Here is a 20,129-nt window from a genome sequence, read left to right on the forward strand (position 1 = left end):
GTATTGTTTCCTGGTCTCCCCCTCACCCCTCCTCCCTCACCCCTCCTCCCTCACCCAATCAAGTGTCAACTGGTGATTGTAAAATTGGGTCATCCCGATTGCTTATGTTCTTGCAGACAATTTTGATAGCGTGCTGGTGCATTTTATCCAATGGGATTATGAGATAGATTAGATGAATAATCTCGGCCAAGATAACGGTTTATCACAAAAATAATTTAGCCAGAATAACAACGATAAAGTCATCAAAATATGAGTTACAAACCAATCGTCAGCGTAAGGGTGATTAGCGCGCTCTTGCGAAAAGGCATATTGTGCGTTTGCTGTTACGGATTACTTTCGCTGTGTGGACCTCAAACTGTATTGGCCTCCTTTACCGATAGTTTGACTATTGGCAGTGCCAAGGCCCTTTCTCTTGGTCATGCTGTAACGGCAGATCCCCCAAATATAGATTCCATACATTTTAATCCCGCCGGCTTAACTCGTTTAAAGGGCAGGCAAATGCACCTCAAAGCCGTGGTCGGCATTTTCTCAACCACCTATGAGCTAGGGGATTATGGCACTTATCAAATGGGCCTGATTGAAGAATATAGTGGGCCGTGGCAAGACGAGAACGGGAATCTTACCGCCGAAGGCAAAGCCTATTTTTACGATGAGGCGCTTAACTCCAAAAGTGAAGTGGAAGGGCCCACCGTAATGCTGCCTGGGGGAATGGTGGACTTACCCTTCGCCGGCGGGGTCATGGGTGGGGCATCCTATTCACCACCCGGCAGCCCATTTACCTTTGCGACCAGTGTATATGCGCCGATGATGAATGGTGTGCACCGTGACGACGATGATCCGGGCCGATTCTTTCAGCAGAGGGGTGCCTTTACCCTGCTCACCTATTTTTCACCTTCCATTGCATACGAGGTATCGGATTCACTGCAGATTGGTTTATCGGTAAATTTCAATTACTCGGGAATGGGGATTGATTTGCCCGCTCGCGAGCCTCATTTAGGCATATTTTTCTACGGATCTCCCTTTATTCGAGATACGTTTTGTAATGAAGATGGAACAGCCAAATCGCCCGATTTGGAATTGTGCGGTATTGTCAAACCCTATGAAGTGTATACGGATCTCAGATTTGAGGTGGATCAACCACTGACATTGGGTTTTAACATGGGGCTGCTCTGGAGTCCTCAGCCCTGGGTAACACTGGGGCTATCCTATAACTCCAGTATCAAGGCGGATATGGAAGGTGACTATGATTTTCCAATTCGCCCGGATTTTAAAAAAGTTCTGTTGGATTTTATGAATGGCAGTGTCTGGCCTGGGGTTGTTGCGGCTGCCGGTGCCTACGGCTATGATCTTCCCACCGCGGAAGAAACCGCTAATCAGGGCAGTGGTAAAATGGAGGTTTCTTACGAAATTCCTCAGCACTGGAACGCCGGAATCAGTTTGCAAATTACACCCAAGTGGAAATACAACCTTGATGTGCGATGGACAGAGTGGTCTACTTTCAGCAGTCTTGAATTTCAATTCGATAAGGACATTCCCTTGCTTGAGTTGGGTGCTATCGGTGATGATATAGGTACCGGAGGGCGAAACGGAATAGGCTCTGATTCTGTACAGTATCAACTGGGTCTGCAGGATGTAACCTACTGGGGAATGGGCACTGAATATCAGTTCAGTGATCGTTTGGCGTTGCGCGCAGGTTATGAGAACAGACCATCGGCGGTGCCGAAAGATAAACCCAATGCATTCATCCCAATCAATGATGGCGACCTTTTTTCAGTGGGCTTTGGCTATGGATTGGAGGATGAAAACAACATCGACGTTGCAATAGGTTATATGATTTCCGAAACTCACTATCCACCTTGCTCCGCCCTCTTGGGTAACGGCTGCGATCCTGCCGAAATAGTGTTTGGCCCGTATCAGGGACAGGACATAAAATCCAAGGTCGAATTCTGGCTGTTTGAGTTGACATACAGCCGTCATTTTTAAAATGGGAGCCTGAATGAACGAGCTGCATAGACCTTTATATGCACCCGATTTATTGGTGAACGCACTTAATCAGGATGCGAGGCGACCTCTGTTGGAGGTTCCTGGCGGCGAGCGCCTTACCGTCGGTGACATGCGGGATTCCACCAGTCAGTATGTACAGGCACTTGCCGCTTTAGGCCTTGGCAAAGGTTCCCGCATTGGCTTGCTCTCCTCCAATCGTCCGGAAGTGCTGGTGGTTGCAAATGCAATACAAGTCACGGCAGCGGCGTACGTGCCCCTGCACCCATTGCTGGGGTCAGTGATCATCTTTATGTGGTGAGTGATGCAAACATTGATGTGCTGATTTTTGATGCGAAATATTATGGTGAGCGGGCGCAGGCGTTGCTGGATCAGATTCCAGGCTTGCAGCTATTGGCATTCGGCTCCAGCCCGATTGCACAGGATCTAATAAAGGTGGCGAGTCGTTTTGTCCCTGCTGAACTGGTTGCGCCCAGGGTTAGCGAAAATGATATTCTCCGCCTGGGCTACTCAGGTGGAACGACGGGAAAGCCAAAGGCGTTGGCCAGTGTGCAGCGGACTGGGATGGCAACCGTCACCATCATGATGGCGGAATGGGAATGGCCTAGCTCCCTGCGGTTTTTATCCTGCACGCCGTTAAGTCATGCCGGTGCTGCCATGTTCCTACCCACGCTGTTGCGCGGTGGTACCATGCTGGTGTTGCCGGCATTTAATCCACTGGAAGTTATGCAGACCATTCAGGATTATAGAATCAATTGCGTGCTGATGGTGCCGACAATGATCTATTCGCTACTGGATCATCCGCGCTTCGATGAATTTGATTTGTCCAGTTTGGAGACGGTATTCTACGGCGCATCTGCTATATCACCTTCCCGCTTGAGAGAAGCTATTGAACGCATCGGTCCGGTGTTCATGCAATTTTATGGTCAGGCGGAAGCTCCCATGGCGGTGACGGTGTTGCGAAAACATGAGCACGATATAGATAATACACAGCGTCTTGCCAGTTGTGGCCGACCGGTGCCCTGGTTGCATGTGGCATTACTGGATGCAGATTGCCAACCTGTCCCCCTTGGTGAGCCGGGTGAAATTTGTGTGCGTGGTCCACTGGTAATGAATGGATATCGGGATAATCCAGAATTGACCGCGGAAGCAACGGCCGGAGACTGGTTGCACAGTGGAGATGTGGCGGTACAGGATAGTGACGGATACTTACGTATTATTGATCGAATCAAGGACATGATCGTCACCGGTGGCTTTAACGTTTATCCAAGGGAAGTAGAGAATATTTTGGCGGAGCATCCTGCGGTATCACAAGTGGCAGTCATCGGGGTTCCAGATGAAAAATGGGGCGAGGCTGTCAAAGCGCTGGTGGTGTTAAAGCAAGGTCATGCGGTTGAGGGCAGTGATCTGATTGAACGGGTGTCATCACTCAAGGGTTCATTTCAGGCACCCAAGAGTGTGGAATTCGTTGATGTGATTCCCCTCACAGCGGTAGGTAAACCCGATAAAAAGGCGTTGCGCAGTCTGTACCAGTAATGTCAATGGGGGCAGGCACTGAAGTCGCCCTGCCCCGATGGTTGGTTGGATGAATTACTTGTTGACGTCCACTACCACTCGACCACGGATTTTACCTTCCAGTAATTCCGCTGCCGCTGGAATGGCGTCCGCCAGCCCAATCTCTTTCGCAATGACACTTTCCAGTACCGCTTGATCCAGATCGCGGGCCAAGCGTTGCCAAGCGGCATCACGGCGCGATTTCGGTGCCATGACGCTGTCTATACCCAACAACGCTACGCCGCGTAATATGAAAGGCATCACAGTGCATGGAAAATCGGGGCCTTGGGCCAGGCCACAGGCCGCAACAGCGCCGCAATAACGGGTTTGGGCGCAGGCGTTCACCAAAGTGTGGCTGCCTACCGCGTCAACCACACCCGCCCATCTTTCCTTTTGTAGAGGCTTGCCTTTTTCTGATAACGAAGCGCGGTCGATGATGTCTGACGCACCCAAGCCTTTCAGATAGTCTTCCTCGGCTGCTTTGCCAGTGGCAGCCACGACGGTATATCCGGCTTTGGACAAAAGCATAACCGCAACGCTACCCACGCCACCGGTTGCACCCGTCACCAGAATTTCACCCTGGTCAGGGGTAATCCCATAATTCACCAAGGCGTCTACGCACAGTGCTGCAGTATAACCGGCGGTACCAATCGCCATTGCCTGGCGGCTAGTGAATGCCTTGGGTAATGCGATCAGCCAATCACCATTAAGGCGGGCTTTTTGTGCCAGCCCTCCCCAATGGGTTTCACCGACTCCCCAGCCGTTTAACACAACACGGTCACCTTCTTTCCAATCTGCATGGTTGCTTGCGCTCACTACCCCTGCCAGATCGATACCGGGAACCATGGGGAATTTTCGCACCACAGGGGAGCTGCCGGTGATGGCCAGTCCATCCTTATAGTTCAGTGTGGAACACTCTACTTCAACGGTAACATTACCTTCGGGCAATTGGGCCTCATCAATCTGAACAACATCAACTGTTTGGCCTGCATCGGTTTTGTTTATCTGGATTCCGGAAAACATATTATCTCTCGCTACTATAAAACGTGGGTTTTGAGGTAATTGGGTTTAGTCTGCTTGCTTGTTTTTACTAGTCAACAATTTTACCGCCTGAGCTTAAACGCCATAACAGAATCGCCCATGGTAGAGTTATACATGCTGTGCCCGCCCGCCGGGATTACCACATATTGTTCATTATCAATTTCATAGCTCACCGGAACGGATGTCCCGGCAGCGGGTAACTCACCCTCCCACAGCAATTCACCATTGTTAAGATCAAAAGCCTTCAGGGTGTCATCCAGTGAATAACCGATGAACACAAGCCCCCCGGCGGTAATCAAGGCACCGCCGGCACCGGGCATGCCCAGATCCCAGGGTACCGGCAGCGGAGACATTTTGTCGACACTGCCAAGGGGCACTTCCCAGGCGATCTCACGGGTCGCCATGTTAACGGCCGTCAGAACTGCCCAAGGGGGTTTGGAACAGGGCGCACCAAAGATGGAAAGCAAACCCTGTACCTTGGGTACGTAAGCTGAACCGGCCACCGGAAAAATCATCTCAGAGGTTGCTTCTATGGCCTGGCCCTCTTTGAACACCGCTTTTTCCCGCGGCACCAGTGTTACAATAGTGGGTACCCGATTGGATGGAACCACCATCAGCTTGGATTCCGGATCATAACTTCCACCACCCCAGTTGGGGCCGCCACCCACGGAAGGAAAAAAGATAGTTCCCTGTTCACTGGCAGGAGTAAATATCCCGCCATAGTTCAATCTTTCCACTTTCCTGCGACAAAGCCACTCATCCAACGGCGAGAAGCCCCAGACGTCATCAGGTGAAAAGCTCAAAGGACTCAATGCCGGAATACCCACCGGAAACGGTTGGGTTGGTGACAGCGATTCACCCTTTACTTTCCCGGTCTGTGAAACCGGTCGCTCTTCAACGGGAATCAAGGGTTCACCGGTCTCACGGTTAAAAGCAAATATCAATCCGGTTTTATTGTTCTGCACCAATGCAGGAATCATTCTGCCTTCGTGAGGAAAGTCGATCAGAAGTGGTTGTGACGGCGTGTCATAGTCAAACACGTTATGGTGAACAAACTGGAAGTGCCATGCCACCTCGCCGGTTTTTCCTTTCAGTGCCACGATGGATGAAGAATAGTGATTGTCACCGGCGCGCCCTGCTCCGTAAAAATCTCCGGTTGGGCTGGAGGTGGGCAGGTATACCATATCCAGCTCCTGGTCCACTGACATGCTGGCCCAAACGTTGCCGGCACCAAACCCTACAGCGCTGCCTTTTTCCCAGCTTTTTGCTGCCGGATCAGCGGGATCCCGGGGTAATGGATCAAACTCCCACAGCTGTTTGCCGGTGCGGGAATCAAAGGCCAATACGCGGCCACTGGGTGATTCGATACGTTGATTATCGGCAACGGAGGAGCCCACCACCACCACATCATTAACGATAGCGGGCCGGGAGTTCGCCACCACCTCGCCAACAAAGATTTCCTCTTTGCTGATGGGCATCCTGACCTGCCCCTTTGTGCCGAATTGTGGGCAGGGCTTACCACTTTTGGCATCGATCGCGATCAAACGATAGTCTGCCGTACCGAAAATAATCCTGGATCGGCACAATGAACCATCTTCGGCTTGGTGATCAATCCAATTGGCGACACCGCGACATTTTTTCATTCCGGTCTCCGGATCCTGTGGGTCATAAACCCAACGTTCTTCACCGGTTTTGGGGTTTAAAGCGATAATTCGACGGTTGGTTGTGCACACCACCAAATTACCCTCAATCATACTGGGTTGATCCTGAAACGAGGTTAAGGAATTTGGCTTTGGATTCGCACCATCCCCTGTGTGATATTCCCAGGCCACGTCCAGGTCAGTGATATTGCCGCGGGTGATTTGTGTAAGAGGCGAGTATTTGGTACCCGACTGGTGTTGATCAACAACAGACCCACTGGCGAAGGCGTGCTGAGATAAAACCAATCCCAGCAGCATACAGGATCGATAAAGCATATTCATAATTCAGGTATCCGGATTGATGTAAGGCTATTTTTCAGTGTTGCAGACATTCGGTGTCGCAGTTATTCAAGAAGGTGCAGCTTCCGGTGCGTACCCTAAAATTCCCTTTATCTCGAGAAAGTCGTGGAATCCGAATTCACCCCATTCCCTTCCATTACCGCTTTTTTTGTAGCCTCCGAAAGGACAATTGAAATCAAAGCCATCATTGATGGAAACCCATCCCGCTCGAATCTTTCGTGCGATTTTCCTGGCTTGCTCCAGGTCCGTACCTGCCACGTAACCGGCCAGGCCGTACTCCGTATCATTGGCAATGGCAACCGCTTCATCCAGGTCCCGGTAAGCAATGATGCACGCCACAGGGCCAAAGATCTCCTCTTTGGCGATGGTCATGCTGTTGGTGACATGGGCGAACACCGTGGGTTTTACGTAGTAACCGGTTGGCAGACCTTCAGGGCGCTCCAAGCCCCCACAAACCAGAGTGGCGCCTTCTTCGATACCTGCCCGGATTAATCCCTGGATCTTATTGAACTGTACTCTTGATGAAACCGGCCCCATGGCCACATCGGTGTTGGGATCACCAACGGTGACTTGCTCTGCGGTTTGGCGGGCGATTTGCGCTGCCTCGTCCATTCTACTGGCAGGCACCAGGATGCGTGAACCCGCGCTGCACGTTTGACCGGAATTACCCATCATACTCGCAACCGCCCCCGCTACATTCTTGTGGTAGGCATCATCGTCCAGGATGATATAGGGGCTTTTGCCTCCCAGTTCCTGTGTCACACGTTTGACGGTGGGAGCTGCGCAGCGTGCTATTTCAATACCCGCCCTGGTGGAGCCGGTAAAAGTGATCATATCGATGTCAGGATGGCTGGAGAGTGCGGTTCCCACTCCGGCACCATCTCCCTGGATCATGTTGAATACACCGGCAGGCACGCCCGCTGCGTGCATGATTTCAGTGAAAATATGGCCACTGAATGGCGCAATTTCTGAAGGCTTCAGGATCATGGTGCAACCGGTGGCCAGCGCAGGAAATACTTTGACGGCGATTTGATTCAGTGGCCAGTTCCAGGGTGTGATAAGCGCACAGACTCCGATCGGTTCTTTCACAATCATGGTTGTACCACGTTGTTCCTCAAACCGAAAGGATTGCAGGACTTCAATGGCAGTAGACAGGTGGCCTGCACCCAAACCAACTTGGAATCCGTTGGCAAGGGCACTCGGTGCGCCCATTTCTTCAGTTAATGCGGAGGCAAGGTCAGTGGTACGGGTTTGATATTCAGCGAGAATGTTTTGCAGGATTTCGATGCGATCAGAGGCATTGGTGTCCGACCAGGTGGTGAACGCTCGCCGCGCTGCTTGCACTGCAATATCGACATCTGCCGCACTACCTAATGCAATTTTTCCGCATACTTGCTCAGTAGCTGGATTTTCCACATCAAGTTGCTTCATCACAGCAGGGCTAACCCATTGGCCATCAATATAGAACTTTAAACTCTCGCGCATAATAAGGATCCTTTATTTTTATAGTGCGGCACACCCGGTGAAAAAATTGCCGGAATCATTTAGACTTGCCGATCAGCTGTGGTGATCCCCGCCCCATATAGCGCGCCAGATTGCGATGGAAGTTAGTGATTTTTTGCTCCTGATGGGGATTGGGCAGCGTGCCACGGAAGCCCCTGTTTCGCATTCCTTTTTGTACCGCTGCCATATTGGAAAAATCCTGAGCCAGAACCTTTTTCCAGTTTTCCTCCGTAGGCTCGGCATATACCCATTCCGTCTCAGGTTCCTGACCTTCGGGGAAGCGCTCCAATGCGAATGACTCATAGATACATTTATTGGGATCATTGCCGTAAGGGCGCGTGCGATAACCTAACGCAAAGGTAAGCCCGGGGATAAATGACATGTTCGGGAATATGTGCCAGGCCAGACCTGCTTTGGCCAGCTGCTCAGGATCGGGTGACGGCCAGATGACACCCCGCTCAGCGTCATCCCGTTTTGCAGACTCATACCAGTGTTCATGCACTTCATGGGCTGGTGTTCCCTCAGGCAGCTCATCAACCAAGCGCTTGGCTGCGTTCACCAGGGTTGGGGTAGTGCTTGCGCCTATTGTGTCCCAAAACTCTTCCTGCATTTGCGCAATCATCTTGCGGGCATCGGGCCCCTTCCCTGCGCGTGTGACAGTGGTGGTGGCTGCAGAGGTATCGTTGGGATCTTTGGAATCGAAACCATCATTACCGTGTAAACCCTGAGCCTTACTCCAGGCGTAGAAATCACCGTATTCACACAATTGTGGATGGGTGCCTTCAACGTGATACGGCTCCATGAATGCTTCCAGAGCGGTTTTCCAGTTGCAGTCGAATACCACCCACTGGCGCCAGCGAAAGCGCATTTTATCAAATTCAAACTGGTCCAGCAGCCCTGCTGCCGGCTCCAGGTAATCACGCAGGGGCTCACATTCGGGATCCATATTGATCCATATCCACCCGCCCCAGGTATCCACCTTGATTTCATTGAGCCGCGTGCATGAGTCATTCAGCACACCCTTCCAATCGCTCTCATCAAGGATTCGGGTACAGGTACCTTCCAGGTTGTATGTCCAGCCGTGATAACCACAGACGAAGTTCTGCTTTCTGCCGCAGGCGCTGTGAGCACCTTGGGGTGTGTCGACTAACTGCCTGCCACGGTGGGAGCACACGTTATAAAACGCTTTTATGGTGTCTAGTGCGGATCTTACGATGATAATGGAATCATCCATTATGTCGTAGGTTATATAGTTGCCTACCTCGGGAATCTCCTCGACACGACCGGCATGCTGCCACACCTTTGCCCACAGCTTGTCGCTCTCTTCCTCGGCGTACCGGGGTGAGGTAAATGCCTCCACTGAATAGGTCAGAGGTTCAGACAGATCTTCTACTGTTATCAGGTTGTCGGGATTGAAATCGGCTTTTTTATTCATGTTTGTCTCCGGCCGTAAGCGTTGAGTGTGTGAGCTGCATACTACGCTGTATCTAGTCGTTGGTTACGACCAGGCCCTCCAATTCACCTTTGTCACGCCAATCGTGCATGAGTTTCTGAAAAGCATCCCAGCCAGGGCCATAGGATTCGCCAAGATACCAGCGAAACTTTTTCTCCCCTTTGCTATCCACCTGGGCTTCGCCTTCGTTATTAAAGTAACTTGGTGTACATTCTTGTTGGAACTCTGATATGTCGATGGCGGTGTCACGTACGTGTTCGACCCAGGCATTTTGTGCTGCCTCGTCTGGTTCGATGGAGGTTGCGCCACGGTCCAGTGCGGTTTTTATTATGTAAGCTATATGCTCACCCTGGCGGCTGAACGTTTCCGTTGTGGTGGCGTTAAACCCACCTTGATAAAAGCCTACAAAAAACTGATTGGGGAAACCCCGGCTCATCATTCCGTGTAACGTTTTATAACCATCTGCCCAATGATCATAGATCGAAACCCCATCCCGGCCTTGAATGGTTGCAATACCCCAGCGCCGGTCCAGGTCGCTGGTTACCTCAAATCCGCTGGCAAAGATCATGCAATCGATTTCATATTCCTGCCCGTGAGCAACGAAACCGTGTTCAGTCATTCGTTCAACGCCCTGGGTCTTCGAAACATCAATCAGTTGTACATTGGGTAGGTTGAATGTGGAATAGTAATCGTCGTTTGAGCAGGGTCGTTTACACAGAAAACGGTACCAGGGCTTTAACCCCTCCGCTGTCTTTTTGTCTTTCACAATGCTATCTACGCGCTGACGCAAGCGTTCCATCACGCGGTAATCCATGACCTCCCTTTGTGCCATGAATGTTTCAGGGCTGGTTGGCCAGCCGCTGGCATCAAATTCAGCAACCAGATTGCGATTTACTTCTGTCCAGATGTCGCAAATCAAATCCGGGTCGCCGGGTGTAAACGTATCAATGGCAGCCTTCTGGAAGTTGGCTTTCCGAGCCTGCTGCCACCCGGGTTTCAGTGACTTAACCCAGGCGGGATCAGTGGGAAGATTCTTGCGTTCATCAACGGTTGATGGTGTTCGTTGCAGAACATAAAGCTGTTTGGCGTAACGTCCCAGGTAAGGCACAGCCTGAATCGCAGTGGCACCTGTGCCGATGATGGCTACGCGTTTGTCTGCCAACTTATCGAGTTGCGGATTTCGATAGCTGCCACCGGTGAATTCATAGTCCCAGCGCGCAGTGTGAAACATCCTGCCTTTGAATTCATGGATACCTGCTATGCCCGGCAGTTTGGGAATGTTAAGCAGGCCGTTTGCCATCACCACAAAGCGAGCGAGTATTTCGTCTCCACGATTTGTGGTGACCCGCCAGCGTTTAATGGACTGATCCCATTTCATACCGGTGACCATGGTATGAAACAGCGCCTTCTCATACAGACCAAACCGGTCTGCAATACTGCGCATATAATCATAGATGTCATAGCCATCGGTGTACTTTTTGGATGGCATATAATCCATCTCTTCCAACATGGGAAGATAACAATAGGCATCGTTGTCGCACTGTACGCCCGGATAGCGATTCCAATACCACACGCCACCAAAGTCCCCGGCATGATCGATATTTCGAAAATCGGTGACACCGGCTTTTTTCAAATTAACGCCCGCCAACAACCCTGACCAACCACCACCAAGCACCAACGCGTCGATTTCCTCGTGGATAGAAGCTCGCGACTGCAATGGAGTATGAGGATCTACTTCATAGGATTCTGAAAAGTCATCCACCGGCCTTACATACTGTTTTTGACCCTCGGGACGTACGCGCAATTCACGTTCCTGCCGGTATTTTTCCTTTAGTGCCGGGATATCGACTTGATTTGCCGAAGGCACATTGGTCGCTTTGCACTTCATATTCCGTTCTCTTTGTTATTGGCTATTAATCCATTGGTCGCTGACGTTTAAAACATTGCCATGGATAAGTGATGTTGTAAATGTAGAAAGCTATTTTATATATTGAATGTTCAAAGGGCCGCCGGTTGTGTAGAGTAACTTCAGGGCATGACTCTGCCACCGTTCACACCCAGGGTTTGGCCGGTGATATAACCCGCTTGCTCAGACGCAAGAAATGCACAGGCTGTGGCAATGTCTTCCGGGCGTCCGGCACGTTTCATCGGTGAGGCCTCAATCTGTCGATCCATGTCCACTGGAGAATTGCGCAACATGGGTGTGTCTACAAACCCCGGGGGTATGTTGTTTACTGTGATGCCTTTTGCTGCCAGCTCTATACCCAAGGACTTGGTGAAGGCGATGACACCACCTTTCGAGGCAGAGTAATGGCACATCATCGGGGCGCCGGTCTGGGCCGATGAGGATGAAATGTTAATGATTCTGCCCCAACCGGATTCCAACATATCCGGTATCACCTCTTGGCAGCACAACATGGGACCCTTTATGTTGATCGACATGATCCGGTCGATCATCTGCTCTGAGATATCCATGAACGGTGTGAAGGAAGATATACCGGCATTATTGACCAATATTGAGATGGTTCCGAACTCTTCACGGGTGAGCTGTGCACTGCGCTTGATGTCACTTTTCGATGAGGCGTCACCAACACAGGCTATGGCACGGCCACCGGCAGCGACAATCAATTGTACTGTTTGCTCCGCACTGTCACCGTTAAGATCCCATACCGAGACGGCGGCTCCGTCGCGCGCCAGTTGCAAGCTTATGGCTCGCCCTATTCCGCTGCCGCCACCGGTTACGATGGCGACCTTACCAGTTAATGACATGGGTTATCTCCAAGCTTGCTGAATGGTTTTATATAACAACACTGTTGATTAATAATACCGAGCGGTATTATTAAAAGTCAAGCCGGAGTAGGGTCAGGCTGAAGAAAATCGAGGTTGGGTCAATCCTAGTCCACTAAGGTCTAATTGCTGGTTGTAGGCACTTTGAATGCTGGGTGTTTCTATTGGTAACAATGGCTACCAATCCAGCTAGCAATTCAGCTACCAATCCGCGCGGGAGAGCATCAATGTTCTAACCACTCTATCTACCCATTGCTGACGCTGGGCTTCCGTCACCTCGCGCTTGGAGAGCATGATATTAATGTACCAGCCGCGGATCATGTGAATGAACACTTCCGCAATGGCGTCGGCATCACTGCAGGGAATGTTTTCCGCAATGGCGCAATTGCGGATAAAAGCGGCGATGCGTTTGATTCCAATATCCGTTCTTTCAGCGGCGGCAACACCCAGCTCGGGGAAGCGATGGATTTCACTGTAGATGAGGTGATTTACCGCCAGCTCCTCGCTTTCGAGACTGAGCTGAAGGGTGCGGCTGGCGTAAGCTCTTAACCCCTGCTCAAGTTTGAAGTCGCTGTTTTCCACATCAAGGGATGCCCAAGGTGAATAGCGCTCAATCTGGCGTTTCAATATGGCCCGAAACAAGTGCTCTTTAGATGGGTAACGTGAATAAAGCGTGGTTTTGGACATACCCGCAGTTTTGACAATCTTGGTAACAGAGGCCGCACCATAACCCTGTTCCTGAAACTCCCGTAATGCAACCGCCAGCAGCTTATCTTCAATATCAGCAACATCTTCCGGTTTGGGGCGGCCGGGAGGCCGGCGTTTTTTTGCTTTTGTTGTACCTGTGATTCTGCTAACTGTCATTTTTTTAAGGATACTGTTATTGCTCGTGCATGTTGGTAAATACCATAGCAGATCAGCAGTAGCGGTGTCAGACTTTCTCCGATTCCAGTTGTTTTGCTGCCAGAGACTGTAACTCTGAACTCTTTACTTTAGCGCTTCCTGTCCATTGCAGTTCATCCTCAGCGAAGAACAGCACGCGACGAGGTACTTTAAAACTGGCCAGTTGTTCTTTGGCAAAAGCTTGGATCTCATTTTCTGTCAGGTTGTTGCCATCCTGGGGCACAACACAGGTTATTACCCGTTCACCCAACAAATCATCCGGCACACCGATGGTTTTGGTAATCTTCACACCTGGATATTGCGCAATAACGGCATCGATTTCCACAGGTGAAACATTGGCGCCTCCGGTTTTAATGATATCGTTGAGGCGGCCTTCCCAGTGCAGTCGGCCCTGGTCATCAAAAAAGCCACCGTCTCCGGTGCGAAAGAAACCCTCCTCATCGAGGCTTTCCGCCAATGGAATGCCAATATAGCCCAACATCAATGTAGGGCCTTTAACCGCGATCTCCCCCCGTTCACCGATGGGTACCACCTCATCGGTCAAGGGATCTACTATTTTTATCGTGTTGCCCGCGACCGGTTGGCCATGACTGTCAGCGCTGATGTCCTTCGGGGTATTGGCTGGGAAAGCAGAGCTTAGAGTAAAGGTTTCCGTGTTGCCATAGGCATGGGTGGCATCAATCCAGTTGGAATCAACCGTAGGATGAGCCGCCAGCGGAGAGCTGGCATCGATGTACTTGAGGCTGGACAGATCCACATCAAGCCAGTTTTTTGCATCCACCAACTGCGCCCATTGATGGGGCCAGGCGAATAGGTAGGAAACCTTTTCAGCCTCCATAATGGCCAGTGCTTCTTCCGGCTGAAACGTTTGTTGCAGAATGAGGGTGCCACCTGCCGACAGTGTGCCACCGATGCCGATGGCAAAGTTTCCTGACCAGAAAAAACCATTGGTGGTTAGGGAGCGTACGTCCCTATCCAGGCCGAGCCATTTGCGCCAACGCCACAATTGCAGGCAGACACCCCGGTGAGCACTTAGAATACCTTTCGGTTTTCCGGTGGAGCCTGATGAAAAAAACAAGACAGCCGGATCTGCCGGCGAAACGGAAGCCGCCGTTGCTGCCACCAGATCCGGGGTAATGGTGGCACCCCGTTTCAGAAACTGGGTCCAACCTTCAATGGCGCCGTCTGTTTGCTCGCTGTCCACCATGGCGATATGACGTAAGTAGGGAAATTTTAATGAGGTCAGTAGATTTGGCGTGGCGGTTTTGATGTCAGTATCAAGCTCAAACAATATAGTTGCGAAATCCTTTTTTAGTACTTTTCGCTCCAACAGCAGGATCGAGCAACCCGCGTTTTGCAGTAATACCTCGAGTTCCGCTGCAGTGGAAAAGGTATTGAGTGTAGTAGCAACCCCCCCGGCCAATGCCGTACCAAAAACGCTGGCCAGGAATTCCAGTCGATTGGTCATTAGGATCCCCACACGGGTTCCTTTGCCGGCACCGCAAGCTAATAAAGCGCGTGCCACCTCGACCGAACGCAGCCATAAATCATCATATGTCCAACGCTCCACAGCGGATTGACTACAGAGCACCGCCGCTTCCCGTGGACCATGTTGTGCGGTGACCTCTTTAAGGTATCCCGCGAGAGTCAGTGCGCCAATTCCCTCTTCCTCACAAAGCGGTATCCCCTTTATCAGGGACAGCTTCTGGTTGGAGTTTGCGTTCGTGCTCATGGGTTGCCCTTGTTATTATTCGTGTTGACACCAGAACAGGGTACCCACACGATGGTGAGTGCCCTGTATGAATCTATTGCAAGAAACAGCTTAGGACCGGCTTGGCAATTCCACAATAGCCACACCGGAAGCAGACAATTCGCCGCGGTGTGTTTCAGCTTTTTGTTGGATTTCCACCAGATGCTTGCCATCTTCCACGAATTTACGTACCACCGTGGCGTTAATGAAAATGGCATCCCCATCCGGATTATGCCGGCGGATCTGGCTCTTGGCCTTGCGCAGAAAACCGTCGTCCCCCATCCAGTTGGTTAATTGATGAGTCAACCAGGAACAACGCTCAGGGCCATAGTCATAGGCTCCGGGTGCGCCCACTTCCAACGCAAAATCCTCATCCCAGTGAACCCGTTCAGGGCAGTCTGGTACGTTAAACCGGTTTTTGATACCCAGTCCAGGATGCGCCTGTTGCATCTTCCAGGCAAGCTTGTTGGCCCGGATGTAAAGCCCGCCCCAGCCTTGCGCATAACAGATAAAGCCAGTGACGGTCATCGGGCCTTTCATCATGGTGGGAAGCTCTTCACCTTCTTTGACGTCTTCCCAGTACCTTGGTGTGGCACCGCGGATCTCTTCTTTTTCATACAGAGCGCTGAACTCCGCCAGCTGCTCTTCAGTATACGGCTCCACTTTGCCCTTCACTTCAGTGTATTTGGTACCGCGCTCCCGGGCTTCATCGCGATCGGTGCGGAATACCCAGGAATCCGCCTCGGCAACTTTATCACCATGCTGGTTAAAGAAATCAACGTGATAGATCTGTTGGAAGGCGCGACCGGCAAACTTGGTCTGATGCTCAACCAAATCTTTCAGGTAGGCCTCAGTGGTTATAATATCATTGCGCAGGACCGGTTTATGCCAAGTCCAATCGGCACCCGCCCACATGGCGTGAACCCCGGAGAGGCCACCGCAATAGCCGGAAATCAGGCGGCTGGTGGTGAACAGGAAGCTCGGCAGTGCAACGATTGAACCATACTTGGTTTGGGCTGCGTACTCTGGGTCACACCAAAGCGGATTGTCATCGCCGATACCATGAGCATAATGGCGAATGGCATCGCGGGTAGCCTCGTAGTTCCACGGTTCTACGGTATTGGTAATTTTTACTCCAATACGTTTGCGCAGCTCGGCCAGACCCGCTTCAGTGATTTTTGGAAACTTGGCGCTCATTTTTGTTTTCTCCTAGGTTTACAATTGCCGGCCGCAGCCGTCAGACATCAAATGGAGGCAGCTGGAACGTTACTAGCCTCGCGATCACGAAGTACTTTGCGATGAACTTTACCCGCCTGTGTTTTAGGCAGTTCACTGACAAAATCGATATGACGTGGAAACTCATGCTGGCTCAGTTTTTCGCGGGTAAAATTCTGCAGTTCTTTGATGAATTCGGCGCTGGGTTCGCGATTGCTTACAACAAATGCCTTGGCGACCTGGCCGCGGGTGCCGTCGGGTACACCAATAACGCCCACCTCTATAACATTGTCATGCTTCAACATGGTGTGTTCGATCTCGACTGCACTCATGGTCCAGCCAGCGGATATGATCACATCGTCTGCCCGGCCGCAGTGATACAGATACCCCTCTTCATCAAGCTTTGCCCGATCCTTGGTGGTCTCCCAGTGATCTTTTTTCCACAGCTTAAGTTCACCCACCTCACCGGCTTCGGTGGGTGAACCGTCCGCCCGTTGTACCTCAAGCTTCAGGCCAGGTATGGGTTTGCCCAGGGAGCCAGGCTTAACCACAAAGTCCTCCGCTCCCGGATAGTTCACCAGCACGACCCCGATCTCGGTGGTGCCGTACATACTGCAGGCGGGCACCTTGAAATACCGATCAATGAAATCCAGTGTGGCCGGATCGATAGGCTCGCCGGTGAAGGTCAGTTTCTTGAAATGGAAGGTGAACTTATCGGCTTGACCAGTGTTTTTCATCATGCGGTAGTGGGTCGCCGCGGCGGACATATTGGTTATTTTGAAGTCCTGAAGTGCTTTCATTAAACGCACCGCATCAAAACGACCAGCGAAAGTACCTGTGGTGACGCCTAATGCCAACGGGGCCAGAGTACCGTGCCAAAGGCCGTGTCCCCAAGCCGGAGATGACGGGCAGAAATATTCATCACCGGGCCGAATGCCTGTGCCGTAGAGCGCCGCGTACATCAGCGTCACGATCGCTTTATGGGTGTGCTTAACAGCCGCCGGAAGCTCCCTGGTGGTGCCTGATGTGTACTGGAAAACCGCCAGATCATTGGCTCTGGTCTTTGGCTGGTACTGGGCAGGGTATTGCGTGATTTCGTCCAACAGGCTGGCATCTGCCACCACCACGCGCAAGCCCGCAATTTCATTGGCGAGTGCTGCTTTCTCTTGATTGGTGATCAGGATGGTTGGCTTGCAGTCATCAATTCGCAGTCGCAGCGCATCCGGCCCGAACAATGTAAACAGCGGTACGCTGATGGCACCGGTTTGCATCGCACCAAACAAACACACATAAAACGGCAGAGAAGGTTCCAGCATAAATGCAATGCGATCCCCCTGTTGAACGTTGTTGGCGTCCAGCCAGTGGGCAAAGCGAGCTGCACCGGCAGCGATGGTGTCAAAGCTTAGAATCTCATCGCTGCCGTCAGCGTGCGCTATACGCACTGCCGGCCTTCCCGAGCCATCCGCGTGCCGGGTTATGGCTTCGTGGGCAATGTTGATGTGTTCGCGATCGCCATCGAACAGTTCCCATAGGGCGCCGGAATTGGCGTGGGCCTGGGCATCTGCATAACTCGTGTAGTCCGTAAGTCGTGCCATTCATTCACCTGGATTTCTGTTTTACTTCGGGCCAAAAAGAGTAGAACCGCAGCCTTTGATTGGGGGGCGTGTTCAGATATTTCAGTGTCAGAAAACAATGCCACGAAAAATAAATGTTGTAAATATAGAAAGAAATTTTATATATTGAACGGATTGCTTTGGCATGGATCGCATTTTTGCAGTCAGGCGATCTGTTATTGATTAATGGACAACACTTGCAGAGGTATTCAATGGCCCGACAATCCAATCAACCGATTCCCACGGACAAGAAACTCGCCAATACCTTGAAGGAGAGTAAAGCCCCCGCCATATCCAGAGCCGCCGCCATATTGCGATTGCTCGGTAAAAGTGAGACACCCCTCGGGCTGCAATCCATAGCCAGGGCGTTGAACCTGGTGCCCAGTACCTGCCTCTACGTACTCAGGGCATTAGTGGACGAAGAGTTCGTCGCCTTTGATCCGGACACCAAGCGTTATTCCCTTGAAGCCGGAGTCTTAACCCTTGCCCGACATTGGCTGCGCAGAAACCAATTCACCGATCTCTCGCAACCAGTGTTAAATCGTATCAGCCAGGACTTTGATGTCACGGTGCTGGGTGTCAACGTCGTTGGTCTGGAACACATCATTGTTGTAGCCATATCCCAGGCCGGAAATAATTTTCAGATCAGTGCGCAGGTCGGCAGTCGTTTCCCGGCGTTGATCAGCGCAACCGGTCGCTGCATCGTCGCCTTTGGCGACTACGCGGAAGACGAATTGAAAGAAAAATTCGACGCCCTGCGCTGGGATGAACCTCCTACGTTCGACGACTGGAAAGCACAGATAGAAAAAACCCGCAGCGACGGCTTCGCAGTGGATGAAGGCAATTACATCTCCGGTGTTACCGTTGTTGCAGCCCCAGTGTGGAAAACCCGTGACAAACTAAGTCATGCCCTGGTGGCAATCGGCATCAGCAGCAGCCTGAATCGTAATGGATTGCCCCTGTTGCAGGAGGCGCTTCTAAAAAATGCCCAAATTCTTTCCAATCAACTCAGCGGTGAGCTCTGAGGCGGACCTGTTTGTACAGTCAGGGAATGGCACTGCACCCCGCCATTCCCTGATGTTCTATCACCGACTATCGTAGGGATCGAACCCCACTATTTTTTTGGTAACTCAATTTCTGCCTTCGCTGTGGCCATGGTCGCACCCAGTTGATTCTTCATTTTACAATCCACCTTCACGATGTGACGACCTTCGCTATCTGTGCACTTGTCAGTGATGGACGCTGTCATGAATGTGGCGTCCCCGGTAAAGGCCGGGCCTCGATAGGATGAGTTGCAATGTATAACCTGTCCCCACTCCCCTGCCCAACCGTTCAGGTAATCAAGAATCCATGCCCCCATGGAGGCACCGTAGCCATAACCTCTGGGCATGCCGATCTTACGTGCAAAATGGGGGAACAGATGGCCGCGGGACGGGCCAAAATAGGCGCCATCGGTAAGCTCTGGGTTATCGCGCTCCATAACCGGATCATTTTCATGACCGGCCATCTCTTTGGTGAAACCGAACGATTCCATGTCCATACCCGGTCGGTGAGTGCCGCCCCAGATAGTGAACAGATAGGCTCGCCATTCCGTGGTGAAGCTGGCGATGCTGTGCGGCCCGATCACCCGTAATGGCAGTTCTGTACCTACATTGATGTCATCCCAGTAGCGCTTGCCATGACCCAGCTCGTGCATCATTCTGATGTAATCGTATTTTTGCACTTCCAGGTCATCAAGTTGTTCAGGGGTCCATTCCGGTTCTTCGCTGTTTTCACTCATTGCGCCCATTTCAAGAGCCAGGGCGGCACTGTAACGAATAGTGGTAGAACGCTGTTTGGCGATGAAGTCGCCGTTCTGGTTGTAGTAATTATTGTCACCCCGTTGAAAACAGGTGGGGCCTGCGAATTTGGTTTCCTTCACGGCATAATCAAAAGGTACTTTTTCATTGGTGATCATGTCACCGGCAAAAATTCTGGGGCCGTAAAACCACCACTCATCACCACCAAAGATCAGATGGGATTCAGGTATCTTGCCAACACAGGCAGGTACCGCCCCGTGGCCATCATCAGTGGCTACGGCAAACGATTGCGGTGCAACCAGGCGGCCGTAACGACCTTCGGCAGCGAAATCACGATCATAGTGCAGAAGGTTTGGGTAATGCATAGCTTGCACCCAGCGCCTGAAATCGTTGTTGTGCAACGGTTCCTTCATACGTGCCGGCGCCATCGCCTTGCCCATGTGTTGGTCCAGATCAGAACAGTCCAGAGTGGTGTTGGTCATTGATAACTCCAATTGAAAACGTATTATT

At 51.5% G+C, this 20,129-nt stretch carries 15 protein-coding genes; 4 read left to right on the plus strand and 11 right to left on the minus strand.

Annotation, left to right across the window (positions count from 1 at the left end; genetic code table 11):
- Window positions 1-249 precede the first annotated feature (249 nt).
- Genes D9N13_RS11360 through D9N13_RS11370 form a run of 3 tightly spaced genes read left to right on the plus strand, consistent with a single transcriptional unit; the run spans window position 250 to window position 3,537 of the window.
- On the plus strand, window positions 250-1,983 hold the full coding sequence (locus D9N13_RS11360) for an OmpP1/FadL family transporter (protein WP_290589634.1): 1,734 nt from the start codon (window positions 250-252) through the stop codon (window positions 1,981-1,983).
- A 13-nt stretch (window positions 1,984-1,996) separates the two neighbouring features.
- Window positions 1,997-2,302: an AMP-binding protein gene (locus D9N13_RS11365; protein WP_290589637.1), complete on the plus strand. Its 306-nt coding sequence runs from the start codon at window positions 1,997-1,999 to the stop codon at window positions 2,300-2,302.
- Window positions 2,299-3,537 carry an AMP-binding protein gene (locus tag D9N13_RS11370; RefSeq protein WP_290589640.1) on the plus strand — a complete coding sequence of 413 codons (1,239 nt, stop codon included), beginning with the start codon at window positions 2,299-2,301 and terminating at the stop codon, window positions 3,535-3,537. The genes D9N13_RS11365 and D9N13_RS11370 overlap by 4 nt, the downstream gene beginning before the upstream one ends.
- A 54-nt stretch (window positions 3,538-3,591) precedes the next feature.
- On the opposite strand, the gene D9N13_RS11375 is transcribed toward D9N13_RS11370, so the two are convergent.
- The 10 genes from D9N13_RS11375 to D9N13_RS11420 form a co-directional block, all read right to left on the minus strand.
- On the minus strand, window positions 3,592-4,578 hold the full coding sequence (locus D9N13_RS11375; protein ID WP_290589644.1) for an MDR family oxidoreductase: 987 nt from the start codon (window positions 4,576-4,578) through the stop codon (window positions 3,592-3,594).
- 80 nt (window positions 4,579-4,658) lie between these two features.
- Window positions 4,659-6,578, minus strand: a complete 1,920-nt coding sequence (locus D9N13_RS11380) for a pyrroloquinoline quinone-dependent dehydrogenase (protein ID WP_290589647.1) — start codon at window positions 6,576-6,578, stop codon at window positions 4,659-4,661.
- A 66-nt stretch (window positions 6,579-6,644) separates the two neighbouring features.
- Complete coding sequence (locus D9N13_RS11385) at window positions 6,645-8,081, minus strand: aldehyde dehydrogenase family protein (RefSeq protein WP_290589651.1); 1,437 nt, start codon at window positions 8,079-8,081, stop codon at window positions 6,645-6,647.
- A 55-nt stretch (window positions 8,082-8,136) separates the two neighbouring features.
- Window positions 8,137-9,534, minus strand: a complete 1,398-nt coding sequence (locus tag D9N13_RS11390) for an aromatic ring-hydroxylating oxygenase subunit alpha (RefSeq protein ID WP_290589654.1) — start codon at window positions 9,532-9,534, stop codon at window positions 8,137-8,139.
- Window positions 9,535-9,586: 52 nt separating this feature from the next.
- Window positions 9,587-11,440, minus strand: a complete 1,854-nt coding sequence (locus tag D9N13_RS11395) for a flavin-containing monooxygenase (protein WP_290589657.1) — start codon at window positions 11,438-11,440, stop codon at window positions 9,587-9,589.
- Window positions 11,441-11,580: 140 nt separating this feature from the next.
- Window positions 11,581-12,321, minus strand: coding sequence for an SDR family NAD(P)-dependent oxidoreductase (locus D9N13_RS11400; protein ID WP_290589659.1), 741 nt, complete (start codon window positions 12,319-12,321; stop codon window positions 11,581-11,583).
- Window positions 12,322-12,540: 219 nt separating this feature from the next.
- Window positions 12,541-13,203, minus strand: a complete 663-nt coding sequence (locus D9N13_RS11405; protein WP_290589661.1) for a TetR/AcrR family transcriptional regulator — start codon at window positions 13,201-13,203, stop codon at window positions 12,541-12,543.
- 67 nt (window positions 13,204-13,270) lie between these two features.
- Entirely contained in the window at window positions 13,271-14,974 is a 1,704-nt protein-coding gene (locus D9N13_RS11410) for a class I adenylate-forming enzyme family protein (RefSeq protein WP_290589663.1), read from the minus strand.
- A 90-nt stretch (window positions 14,975-15,064) separates the two neighbouring features.
- On the minus strand, window positions 15,065-16,189 hold the full coding sequence (locus D9N13_RS11415) for a MaoC family dehydratase N-terminal domain-containing protein (protein WP_290589666.1): 1,125 nt from the start codon (window positions 16,187-16,189) through the stop codon (window positions 15,065-15,067).
- A gap of 47 nt (window positions 16,190-16,236) precedes the next feature.
- A complete protein-coding gene (locus D9N13_RS11420) occupies window positions 16,237-17,802 on the minus strand; it encodes an acyl-CoA synthetase (protein ID WP_290589669.1) in 1,566 nt (521 codons plus the stop codon).
- Window positions 17,803-18,032: 230 nt separating this feature from the next.
- Between D9N13_RS11420 and D9N13_RS11425 the strand changes: the two genes are divergently transcribed.
- Complete coding sequence (locus tag D9N13_RS11425) at window positions 18,033-18,845, plus strand: IclR family transcriptional regulator (RefSeq protein ID WP_290589671.1); 813 nt, start codon at window positions 18,033-18,035, stop codon at window positions 18,843-18,845.
- 89 nt (window positions 18,846-18,934) lie between these two features.
- On the opposite strand, the gene D9N13_RS11430 is transcribed toward D9N13_RS11425, so the two are convergent.
- On the minus strand, window positions 18,935-20,101 hold the full coding sequence (locus tag D9N13_RS11430) for a MaoC family dehydratase N-terminal domain-containing protein (RefSeq protein ID WP_290589673.1): 1,167 nt from the start codon (window positions 20,099-20,101) through the stop codon (window positions 18,935-18,937).
- Between the last annotated feature and the right edge of the window lie 28 nt (window positions 20,102-20,129).

Source organism: Ketobacter sp. GenoA1 (genome assembly GCF_003671475.1).
Lineage (GTDB): Bacteria > Pseudomonadota > Gammaproteobacteria > Pseudomonadales > Ketobacteraceae > Ketobacter.

Excerpts from the sequence above, each read along its gene's own strand:
- D9N13_RS11400 (WP_290589659.1), bottom strand. The coding sequence starts at position 12,321 with ATGTCATTAACTGGTAAGGTCGCCATCGTAACCGGTGGCGGCAGCGGA.
- D9N13_RS11380 (WP_290589647.1), bottom strand. The coding sequence starts at position 6,578 with ATGAATATGCTTTATCGATCCTGTATGCTGCTGGGATTGGTTTTATCT.
- D9N13_RS11395 (WP_290589657.1), bottom strand. The coding sequence starts at position 11,440 with ATGAAGTGCAAAGCGACCAATGTGCCTTCGGCAAATCAAGTCGATATC.
- D9N13_RS11405 (WP_290589661.1), bottom strand. The coding sequence starts at position 13,203 with ATGACAGTTAGCAGAATCACAGGTACAACAAAAGCAAAAAAACGCCGG.
- D9N13_RS11365 (WP_290589637.1), top strand. The coding sequence starts at position 1,997 with ATGAACGAGCTGCATAGACCTTTATATGCACCCGATTTATTGGTGAAC.
- D9N13_RS11385 (WP_290589651.1), bottom strand. The coding sequence starts at position 8,081 with ATGCGCGAGAGTTTAAAGTTCTATATTGATGGCCAATGGGTTAGCCCT.
- D9N13_RS11375 (WP_290589644.1), bottom strand. The coding sequence starts at position 4,578 with ATGTTTTCCGGAATCCAGATAAACAAAACCGATGCAGGCCAAACAGTT.
- D9N13_RS11425 (WP_290589671.1), top strand. The coding sequence starts at position 18,033 with ATGGCCCGACAATCCAATCAACCGATTCCCACGGACAAGAAACTCGCC.
- D9N13_RS11390 (WP_290589654.1), bottom strand. The coding sequence starts at position 9,534 with ATGAATAAAAAAGCCGATTTCAATCCCGACAACCTGATAACAGTAGAA.
- D9N13_RS11360 (WP_290589634.1), top strand. The coding sequence starts at position 250 with ATGAGTTACAAACCAATCGTCAGCGTAAGGGTGATTAGCGCGCTCTTG.
- D9N13_RS11415 (WP_290589666.1), bottom strand. The coding sequence starts at position 16,189 with ATGAGCGCCAAGTTTCCAAAAATCACTGAAGCGGGTCTGGCCGAGCTG.
- D9N13_RS11410 (WP_290589663.1), bottom strand. The coding sequence starts at position 14,974 with ATGAGCACGAACGCAAACTCCAACCAGAAGCTGTCCCTGATAAAGGGG.
- D9N13_RS11430 (WP_290589673.1), bottom strand. The coding sequence starts at position 20,101 with ATGACCAACACCACTCTGGACTGTTCTGATCTGGACCAACACATGGGC.
- D9N13_RS11420 (WP_290589669.1), bottom strand. The coding sequence starts at position 17,802 with ATGGCACGACTTACGGACTACACGAGTTATGCAGATGCCCAGGCCCAC.